Genomic DNA, 9,810 nt, shown 5'->3' with positions numbered 1-9,810 from the left:
TGACCGGGCGTTGGTGGAACGCCGCCGGCATCGGGTGCCGGAATCCTCCGCGCTGCGCCACGACCGCCGCGGACCGATGGCGCTGCCGGCCGGTGCGGCGGCCGCGGTGCCGGCCCCCGCGCGCGACCGGGTACGGGCCGCCGTCGAGGACCTGCTGTGCGGACGGTGGGAGACGTTCGGTGTGCTGCGCGAGGACCTGGTGGCCCCGGACTGGTGGCTCGATCCGGGAAGCGGCCGGCGTGCGGCGTCCGAGGAATTCGCCTTCGATATCGCCTATCGCGACCAGAGCGCCGTCGGTGACATCAAGCAGATCTGGGAACTGTCCCGGCATCATCACCTGACCGTGCTGGCCGCCGGCTGGGCGTTGCGCGGCGACGAGCGGTGCGCCGAGCGGGTCGCGGACCACCTGAAGTCCTGGTGGGCGGGAAATCCGCCGTGGCGGGGTCCGCACTGGATCAGCGGGATCGAACTCGGCGTGCGACTGATTTCTTGGACGTGGGTCCGTCGGCTGTTGGCCGATTGGCCCCGGGTGCGCGAGGTGTTCGACGACAACCCCGAGGCGCAGGCGCAGATTTATCAGCACCAGGCATGGCTGGCGGCCATGCCGAGTGTGGGGTCCTCGGCCAACAACCATTGGGTCGCCGAAGCCGCGGGTCGCTTCGTCGCCGCGTGCGCCTTCGACTGGTACCCGGAATCCGCTCGGTGGCGCGCGGAGTCCCTCGACGCACTGGTGACCGCGTTGGAGCGCAATACCTTCGGTTCGGGCCTGAATCGCGAGCAGGCCGGCGATTACCACGGGCTGGTTCTCGAACTCGGTTTGGTGGCGTTGGCCGAGGCGGACGCGGCGCGGTATCCGGTGCCGCCGCGATTGCCCGAACTGCTCACCGCCATTGCGGACGCCCTGGCCGCGGTCGTCGATGTGGGGTTGCGCGGCCCCCGGCAGGGCGACGGCGACGACGGACAGGCGCTCGCGCTGGAGGCGCTCGGCGAGCAGCGCACGGCGGACCTGCTCAGTGCCGCGGCCGCGGCGTTCGGCGCGGCCGACTGGTGGCCGGCCCTGCCCGAACCGGACGCCCGCGCCGTCCTGCTGGGCTCACTGTTCCGCACCCGGCCGACGCAGCGACCGCGGCCGACGCAGCGGCCGGACGACTTCGCCGACGCCGGGGTGACCGTGCTGCGCGGCCGCGCACCCGACCGGCCCGGCAGCGAAATCTGGGTGCGCTGCGACGGTGGTCCGCACGGCTTCGGGTCGATCGCCGCGCACGCGCACGCGGACGCCCTGTCGATGGAGGTGCGCATCGACGGGACGGATATCCTCGCCGACCCCGGCACGTACTGCTACCACACCGAACCGCAATGGCGGGCGGCGTTCCGGTCCACCCGGGGGCACAACACCCTCGAACTCGACGGCGTCGACCAGTCTGAATCCAGCGGCCCGTTCCTGTGGACGCGGCACGCTCGAAGCCGTGTGCTGACGGCCCATCAGGAGCCCGGTGGCCGCGGTCGTTGGGCCGGGGAGCACGACGGGTACCTGCGCCGCACCGGTCTGCGACACCGACGCGTCGTCGTGCTCGAGCCGGCGGCGGGCAGGCTGACCGTTCGGGACACCGTGGTGGGCGATGCCCGCCGGGAGTGTCGGCTGAGCTTCCACCTCGGTCCGGGCGTCGCGGTCGATCTGCACGCCGATCGGGCCGCGCTGCGGTGGGTCGACGCCGGAGGCGACCGGGACGCGCTGCTGGAGTTGCCGGCGGAGCTGAGCTGGTCGGCGCACCGCGGCGAGCAGGATCCACCCGCGGGTTGGTACTCGCCCGGATTCGGGCGCAAACAGCCCACGTGGCTGCTCACCGGCACCGGGACCGCGTCCGCGCAAACCGTACTGACCAGCGTGCTGAAGTGGCGGTGGTGAGATGAACGAGTCGTCCATCCAGGACTTCTGGCAAGCCCATCCCTGCGGTGACGGACTCGTCGGCGGCCTGGAGCAGGCCCACCACGGCGACCTCGAACGCTTCTTCGCCGCGTACGACGCCTGGCGCTACCGGCAGGAGGGGCACATCCCGGCGTGCCTGGACAGCGTCGAATGGGCCGGTCGCCGGGTGCTGGAGATCGGCCTGGGCCAGGGTGCGGAGTCCGAGCAGATCATTCGCCGGGGCGGGCACTGGTCCGGGCTCGACCTCACCGACGAGGCGGTGCGTCGGGTCCGGGCGCGGCTGGAACTGCGGGATCTGCCGCACGGTGAGATCAAGCAGGGCAGCGTGCTGTCGATCCCGTGGCCGGATCGGGAGTTCGACATCGTGTTCAGCCACGGGGTGCTGCACCACGTACCGGAGATCACCACGGCGGCCGCGGAGATCCGACGAGTGCTGCGCCCGGACGGCCTGCTGGTGATGATGCTGTACGCCCGCCGGTCGCTGAACTTTCAGGTGAGCATCCGTCTGGTGCGCCGGGCGTTGTTGGCCGCCGCGTACCCGCTGCGGCGGGTGCCCGCGGTTCGTCGCACGTCGACACTGCGCGGGCATCTGGACAACGCCGAGGCCGTCGGATTGCGCTCTTATCTGCGGCTGGACAACTTCACCCACCGCAACACCGACGGCCCGCTCAATCCCTTCGCGCGGGTGTACTCGTTGCCCGAGGTGCGTCGCGACTTTCCCGGATTCCGGCTGGTGCGGTCCTGGCAGGACTACATGCACGCCCCGCCGCTGCCGGTGCACGGGATGCCCGGGGCCGGTCGGCTGGGTTGGCACCTCTGGCTGGTCCTGCAATCCGACGGGTCGCCGGGATGACCGCAGCGGTAACGGCGGCCCCGCCGCTCGAACGCGTGGCGGCGGTGCGCGCCGCGATCACGTCCGACACCCCCGCGGTGATCTGGACGCTGCTGCTGATCAACACCACGCCGTACTTCGGCGGCGGGCTGTTGCCGATCCCCGTCCAGCTGGGCAAGGCGGTCGCGATGGCCGCACTGCTGGTGGCGTTCGGCTTCGTGGTCGCCTGGAATTCCCGGCTGCTGATCCGACCGAACCTGGTGCTCACCCTGTTCACCCTGCTGGCGATCGCCGCGTTGGCCTCGAGCGTGCGGCTGGAAGCGGGTCCCGGATCGCTGTGGCGGTGCACCCGGCTCGGGCTGTTCGTCGCCACCCTCTGGCTGTTATCGCCGGCCTGGCGGGAGCCGTTGGCCCTGGTCCGGGCCCACATCCGCGCCTGTCTGGCCGTGCAGGCATTGGTGATCCTGGGTGTGTTCGCCTCGGGTGGGCGCTCGTTGCGACCGCGGCTGGTCGGAACGCTCTGGCCGATGCCGGCCTCGGAGGTCTCCGAGTTCACCGCGATCGGCACCGGGTTGTTGGTCGCGATGTGGCTGGCCGGTCAGGTCTCCGGGCGGACGCTACGCATGATCCTGCCCGGCTCGCTGATCATGCTGATGCTGGCCCACTCGCGCACTGCGATCTTCGCGCTGCTCATCGCGCTGACCGTGGCGGCGGGCACGTCCGTACTGAGCAACCGGCGCGCCGGCCGGTTCCTCGCCGGGATGGCCGCGCTGGGGGCGGTGGGCGCCGTCCTGGCAGCTCCGTTCGTGCTCGCCTGGCTGCAGCGCGGCCAGAGCACCCAGGGCTTCTCCCAGCTCTCCGGCCGCACCGTGGTGTGGACCAATTTGCTCGACCAACCGCGCACGCTGGAGCAGCGGACGTTCGGACACGGGCTGTCGGACAAGTCATTCCACGGGCGACCCATCGACGACGCCTGGCTCTCCGTCTACCACGAGCAGGGCTACATCGGTCTGGCGATCTTCATCGGCATCTTCGTCGTGCTGCTGTTCGCGGTGATCTCGGCGCGCCCCTCGCCGGGCCGAACGGTCGCGGCGTTCCTGGTCAGCTACCTCGCCGTGGTGTCCTACACCGAGACCGGCTTCGCGGACGCCAGCCCGTACTTACTGCTGGCCGTGCTGGCCGCCGCGCTGGTGCACGACCCACGTGGGGCACATCCATGACCGGGTCGCTGCGGGTGCTGGTGGCGCACAACCGCTACCGCACCGGGCAGCCCAGCGGGGAGGACCGCGTGTTCGACCAAGAGGTCGCGCTGTTGCGGGCTCATGGCCACCGGGTCGAGACACTGGTGCGGCGAAGCGACGACATCGTGGCAATGACGCGGCTGCAGCAGGCCCGGGTGATCGCCGAGATCCCCGGATCCCGGCGCGCGGGTGACGCACTCGCGCGCCGGATCGCCACGTTTTCCCCCGACGTCGTGCACCTGCACAACACGTTCCCGATGGTGACCGCGTCGGCGATTCGGGCCGCGAATTCCGCCGGCGTGCCGGTGGTGGCGACGTTGCACAACTTCCGGTTGGTGTGTCCCTCAGGAACCCTCTACCGCGACGGGCGGGTGTGCGACGACTGTGTGGGGCGGGTGCCCTGGCCGTCCCTGCGACACGGCTGCTACCGAGGATCCCGAGCGGCGACCATCCCGCTCACGGTGGCCATGGTGGCCAATCGGCGGCGCTGGTGGCACGGCGTGGAGACGTTCTTCTGCATCTCCGCGGCACAACGGCGGGCCCTGATCGCCGCCGGGATGCCTGCCGAACGCCTGATGGTCAAGCACAACTTCGTTGCCGAACCCGCCATCCGTCGCACCGGAGCCGGGGAGTACCTGCTCTATCTGGGCCGGCTCAACGACGAGAAGGGCGTGGCGTTGTTGATGTCCGCATGGGACCGACTACCGGAGTCGGCCCGCCGGGCGACGCCCTTACGCATTGCCGGGACCGGGGATCTGGCCGGCGCGGTGTCGGCGTGGGCGCAGGGTCGCGACGACGTCGAGTATCTGGGGCTGCGCGACCGGGTCGACTGCGAACGGCTGATCGCCGCCGCGCGCGCGGTGGTGGTGCCCTCGGTCTGGCCGGAGGCGTTCGGGCTGGTGGTGGTCGAGGCGATGGCCGCCGGGGTTCCCGCGGTGGGAGCAGCGCACGGATCCCTGGTGGAGCTGATATCTGACGGTATATCAGGCGTGTTGCACACTCCGGGTGACGCGGACGAGTTGGCGGCCGCGCTCGCCGCGCTCGCCGATCCCGCGACCTCGCTGCGCCTCGGTGCCGCAGCCCGGGCTCGATACCTGTGCGATTTCACCGAGCAGGTCGGCCTCGACCGACTGGTCACCGGTTACCGTGCCGCCATCCGCGGGCAGCGGGGGGCTTCCGTATGAGTGCAGAGGCCTTGTTCGAGCCGGACGCCGGCTACGACACCGTGATGGGGCGCCGGAACAGGCTGTCTGTGGCCGATGTGCGAACGATCCAGTTGAACCTCCTCGACACCTTCGACCGCTTCTGCGCCGCCCACGACATTCGCTACTACCTCGCCTACGGCACGTTGCTCGGCGCGGCCCGACACGGCGGCTACATCCCGTGGGACGATGACATCGACCTCATGCTCCCGCGCGCCGATTACGAGCGTTTCGCCCGCGCCTTCGGCACTTCCCCGCCCGCGGACACGCTGCGGTTCGGTTGCGCGGAACTGGACACCACCTGGCCGTTCCGCGCGGGCAAGCTCTGGGACGCCCGCACGGTGCACTTCGCCGACGTGGCGAAGAACGTGGACCTCGGCGTGTTCATCGATCTGTTCCCGGTGGACGCCGTCCCGGACAGCGCGCTCGCCTCGTGGTGGTACATCCGACGCACGTCGTTCCTGCGCCGCCTGCACGCGGCCAGCTTCACCTCCTCGCGGCCCACCTGGAAGACGATCGTGCCGCGGGTGGTGTTGTCGCCGACGAGGTTGAGCAGGCGACTGAACCGCGTCGCCCGCGGTGCGGGGGACCGGCGGACCGAGCGCGCCGGGGTCAGCGTGGTGACCGCTCACTGGCACGTTCCCGTCGAATACTTCGGCACCGGGCAGGACATCAGCTTCGAAGGGGTCAAGCGGCCGGCGCCGGTGCGCTGGAAAGAAATCCTGGAGCAGCTGTACGAAGACTGGCAGGTCCTCCCGCCGGAGGATCAACGGGTCAGCCCCCACTGCTGGGCGGCCTACTGGCGCGCCGAGCAGTGACGCCGCCTGCGGCCGTGACCGCGGTCTCCTCGCCGACGCCCGCCCCCGCCCGAACAGGCATGCGGGGGCGGATGAGTTGGGCCGTCGCCGACCAGGCGATGTCGAGCCTGAACAGTTTCCTGGTCGGGATTCCCGCCGCGCACCAGTGCGGTGCCGCCGGCTTCGGCGTGTTCAGCACCGCCTGGGTGACCTACGGCGTTGCCCTGGCCATGTCCCGCGGCCTGTCGACCGACCCTCTGACGGTGCGTTACTCCGGGGTGGCGCAGGCGCCGTGGCGCCGGGCCACCTCCGCCGCTCTGGCCACGGCACTGGCTGTCGGGGTCGGGGTCGGCGGTCTGTGCGCGGTCGCCGGACTCGCCCTGGGTGGCCTGCTCGGTCACGCCATGCTCGCGCTCGGGGTGGTGCTGCCGGGCGTGCTGGTGCAGGACGCCTGGCGAATCAGCTTCATCGCCGTCGGAGCCGGTAAGAAGGCGTTCGTCAACGACTTGATCAGCTGCGTGGTGGTCGTCCCCCTGCTGTTCCCGGCCGGGCGGGCCGGCAGTCCGAGCGCCTTCCTGTTGGCCTGGGGTATCGCCGCTCTGGTCGCCGCCACGGCGGGCATCGTCCAGGCGGCGTTCTGCCCGCGACCGGCCGCCGTGCGGGGTTGGCTCGGCGCCCACCGCGAGCTGAACGCGCGCTACCTGCCGGAGAACGTGACGCAGGCCGGGTCGGTGCAGCTGTTGAGCTATGGACGTTCGGCGGTCATGGGCTTCGGTGCGCTCGGCAGCGTGCGCGGCGCCAACCTGTTGTTCGGCCCGTTGACCGTGTGGTTGACGGGGCTGACGCTGTTCGGCATCGCCGAGGCGGTGCGCACCGTGGCCACCCGCCCGCAGCGGGTGCGAAGGTTCTGCGTCTCGTTCGCCGCGGGCAAGATCGTGCTGGTGGTGGGCTGGGGACTGTTTCTGCTGCTGCTGCCGACCGCGGCGGGTCGAGCGGTGCTGGGTCCGCTGTGGGCTAGCACCCGGCCGTTGATCCTGCCGACCACCCTGATCTTCGTGGTGAACCAGCCGGCCGCCGCGGCCCGCGTGGGACTGCGCGCCCTCGGCGCGGCGCGACGCAGCTTGCGGGCGCAGCTGGTGACCAGCGCGCTGACGCTGATCTTCGGGGTGGTCGGCGCGGCGCTGTCCGGGGTGCAGGGCACGGTGTGGGGGGTGGTGGTGGCCACCGCGATCGCGTCGGTCTTCTGGTGGTGGGACCTCGAGGCCGAGATTCGGGTGGCCACCGCCGCGCCGCCCGGTGTGAACGTCACTCACGACGTCGAACCGGTGTCCTGCCGGTAGGGGCCATCCCGCCACCCGTCGAAGTCCACCCGCCGCGTGGTGTCGTGCACCACGAACCGCCAGGGCCCGCGGTAGGTGTTGTGCGACCAGACGTTGTCCTGGCGGAAGGTGACCGCGTCGGAGACCGTCGAACCCTTGTACGGCGACCAATCCGGCTTCGTCCCGGTGTTGGCCAGCAGCGCCATCCAGCCGCACAACCCGTTCGGACAGCCGACCGCCGATGGGTCGAAAACGAACAAGTTGTCGTGCACCGCGACTCGCTGGGTCTTCCATCGACAATCGCTGAGCAACGGCTCGGAGGAAATGCCCGGCTGGACACAGTCGGCCCGCGTGGGACCCACCCGGGTGCAGGCGCCCCGGGAGGTATTGACCGGACTGTTGCAGAAGCGGTTGGCGTCCTCGAACGCAGTGATTCCGGCCCAGTTGCGGTCGAAGAGATTGCCGTAGATCTCGACGCGATCGGTGCGGGCGGGGACCCGCGGTTCACCGCCGGAGGCGTTGAGGTAAACCGCGGCCACCGGGAAGTCGTCCTTGCGGATGGCGAAGGACGTGCCCTTGCGCACCGTGTTGTGGCGGATCGTGTTGTTGCGCAGGACCAGGTTGTAACTGATCTCGTAGGTCACCGCTTCGCTGTCGTTGTCCTCGATCCAGTTGTTCTCGATCAAGAAATCGTTGTTGTTGGTGTCCGCCCAGAGACCGGCCGACCGGTTGCCGTGCACCCAGTTGTCGCGCACGTCGGCACCGGAGACCGCCCAGAACTTGATGCCCGCGGAGCAACCGCATCCGGGCTGGGTCGCCTCAAGATCATCGGCGTCGTTGCCGACGATCTCATTGCCCTGGACGAGAAGATTCGTGATGCCGCCGGCCGCCTGATATGCGTTCATTCCGTACTGGCCGTTGTCGGCGAGGCAGTTGCCGACCACCTGTTGGTTCGCGCCCGCCATCAAGGCCGCGCCGCGGTTGCCCCTGATCGCGTTGTCGCGGATGACCCAGCCGTTCCCGGAGTCGTGATTGACCACGCCCTCGTTGCGCGGCGGAACAAAGCCCCGCACCGTCAGGTACCGGATCGTGACGTCACCGGCGTGCTGAGTGAACGCGTACCGGGTGATTCCGTGACCGTCCAGCACCGCCCCCGGTGCGCCAAGGAAGACGTCGCCGTCCTTCGGGATCACCTGTGCGAAAGGGCCGCCACCCAGCGAGTGGACGCCGGGGGCGAGCCAGAACGTGGTGCCTGCCGGATTGGCGCGCGTCTTGGTCGGGAGGTCGCCGACGACAGCGGGGTCCACGCTCACTGCCCCGGCCGGCAAACTCGGCGGCCCGGCGGGAGGGTGGTCGCAGACTGCCGGTCGATCCCCCACGGCACCGCGTGCCGCGTCGGTCCTGGCCAACGGCGACGACGACGGTGAGGCCGCCGCACGTGGCGTTGTGGGCGCGCATCCCGCACTCAGCGACGCGGCGAGGAGCACGGTCGGTACCCGGGTGGTCCACCACGCCGGCATCGTGGTCAGCCCTGTCGAGAGCTTCGGACCTTGCGCACGGTGTTTCTCACCCGCACCCACGCCGCCGCCCCGACCACCAGGCAGCGCAGTAGCCACTGCTTCCAGCGCGGGAGTCGGCGCAGTGTCCCGACCTCGCTGCTGTGTCGCGCGCCGTCCGCTCTCGCGGGTCCCGCCTCGATCACCCCGAGCCGGGTGCAGACCTTCCAAACGATGGACAGCGCGTCCTGCTCGGTGTCGTCCATGATCAGTGCCGCGGACGTTCCGGAGATCATTCGGCTCGCCCAGTAGAGGTCGCTGAGGTAGGTGTGTTTGGCGCCGTCGATGTGGAATACATCGAATTTTTCGCCCTGCTTTGCCAACCGGGGCATGAGGTCCAAACAGCTCCCGCGATAAAAGTGGACCCGGCCCGGAAACTGGTCCGCGAGATGGTCTACGGCTGACTGGACGTAAACGTGCTCGCAGATGTCGATGCCATGAAATTCCAGATCAGGGTTGGCGGTGAGGGCCACGTATGCCGAATGCCCGCCATTCACGCCTATCTCGAGCATTCGTCGGCGTTTGACAACCGCCTCACGAAATCGCGCGCGCTTTTCCCGGAAATCGGGAGCAGGCTCGCTGCGCAGGTAATCCTCTTGTTTATGCAGGTAGCACAAATTTCCGATCAGTGGCTGCCCGTGGGCGTGGATCACGCCGTTCAGTCGGTGCAGGCCTGACAGCCAGGTCGTTGATTGTTCCTGATCGAGCATCCTCGAAGCCTCGGGTCACAGGGCTTCCCAAGTCAAGCGCATGCTTGCCCCGACTACCCGGCCGAAACTTAACTGCGTTGCGTACTCGGCCGCTGACTTCACGTTACTTCCAGTGTCGTTAGGGCGGCGGACACAAAGAATTAACAGCCGCCGCGCCGCCCCGAATTCGCGCGCAAGCCGGACCGCTCGTTTGCCGGCAAAAAAGAGCGTTTACCCACTGTTTGCG

8 protein-coding genes are annotated in these 9,810 nt (G+C 69.6%); 6 read left to right on the top strand and 2 right to left on the bottom strand.

Features of this window, described 5'->3' with window-relative positions:
- From VGJ14_00165 to VGJ14_00140, 6 genes are all read left to right on the top strand, one after another.
- Positions 1-1,906, top strand: a 1,906-nt coding sequence (locus tag VGJ14_00165; GenBank protein ID HEY2830806.1) for a heparinase II/III-family protein, incomplete at its 5' end; no start/stop codon positions are given.
- A 1-nt stretch (position 1,907) separates the two neighbouring features.
- A complete protein-coding gene (locus tag VGJ14_00160) occupies positions 1,908-2,780 on the top strand; it encodes a class I SAM-dependent methyltransferase (protein HEY2830805.1) in 873 nt (290 codons plus the stop codon).
- The gene (locus VGJ14_00155) at positions 2,777-3,979 is read left to right on the top strand and encodes a hypothetical protein (GenBank protein HEY2830804.1); all 1,203 of its coding nucleotides are present in this window, start codon (positions 2,777-2,779) and stop codon (positions 3,977-3,979) included. Before VGJ14_00160 ends, VGJ14_00155 begins: the two co-directional genes overlap by 4 nt.
- Positions 3,976-5,184 (top strand): glycosyltransferase, encoded by a 1,209-nt coding sequence (locus tag VGJ14_00150; protein HEY2830803.1) that lies wholly within the window; start codon positions 3,976-3,978, stop codon positions 5,182-5,184. The genes VGJ14_00155 and VGJ14_00150 overlap by 4 nt, the downstream gene beginning before the upstream one ends.
- On the top strand, positions 5,181-6,020 hold the full coding sequence (locus tag VGJ14_00145; protein HEY2830802.1) for a LicD family protein: 840 nt from the start codon (positions 5,181-5,183) through the stop codon (positions 6,018-6,020). The genes VGJ14_00150 and VGJ14_00145 overlap by 4 nt, the downstream gene beginning before the upstream one ends.
- Positions 6,021-6,091: 71 nt before the next feature.
- A complete protein-coding gene (locus VGJ14_00140) occupies positions 6,092-7,339 on the top strand; it encodes a hypothetical protein (protein ID HEY2830801.1) in 1,248 nt (415 codons plus the stop codon).
- Here the strand turns inward: VGJ14_00140 and VGJ14_00135 are convergent.
- Positions 7,309-8,625 (bottom strand): right-handed parallel beta-helix repeat-containing protein, encoded by a 1,317-nt coding sequence (locus VGJ14_00135; GenBank protein HEY2830800.1) that lies wholly within the window; start codon positions 8,623-8,625, stop codon positions 7,309-7,311. The two genes, VGJ14_00140 and VGJ14_00135, sit on opposite strands and share 31 nt — an antisense overlap.
- Before the next feature lie 218 nt (positions 8,626-8,843).
- Complete coding sequence (locus VGJ14_00130; GenBank protein ID HEY2830799.1) at positions 8,844-9,584, bottom strand: class I SAM-dependent methyltransferase; 741 nt, start codon at positions 9,582-9,584, stop codon at positions 8,844-8,846.
- Between the last annotated feature and the right edge of the window lie 226 nt (positions 9,585-9,810).

Source organism: Sporichthyaceae bacterium (assembly GCA_036493475.1).
GTDB lineage: Bacteria > Actinomycetota > Actinomycetes > Sporichthyales > Sporichthyaceae > DASQPJ01.
The sequence above is the reverse complement of the archived record's forward strand: the minus strand, read 5'-3'. Positions and strand labels throughout refer to the sequence as shown.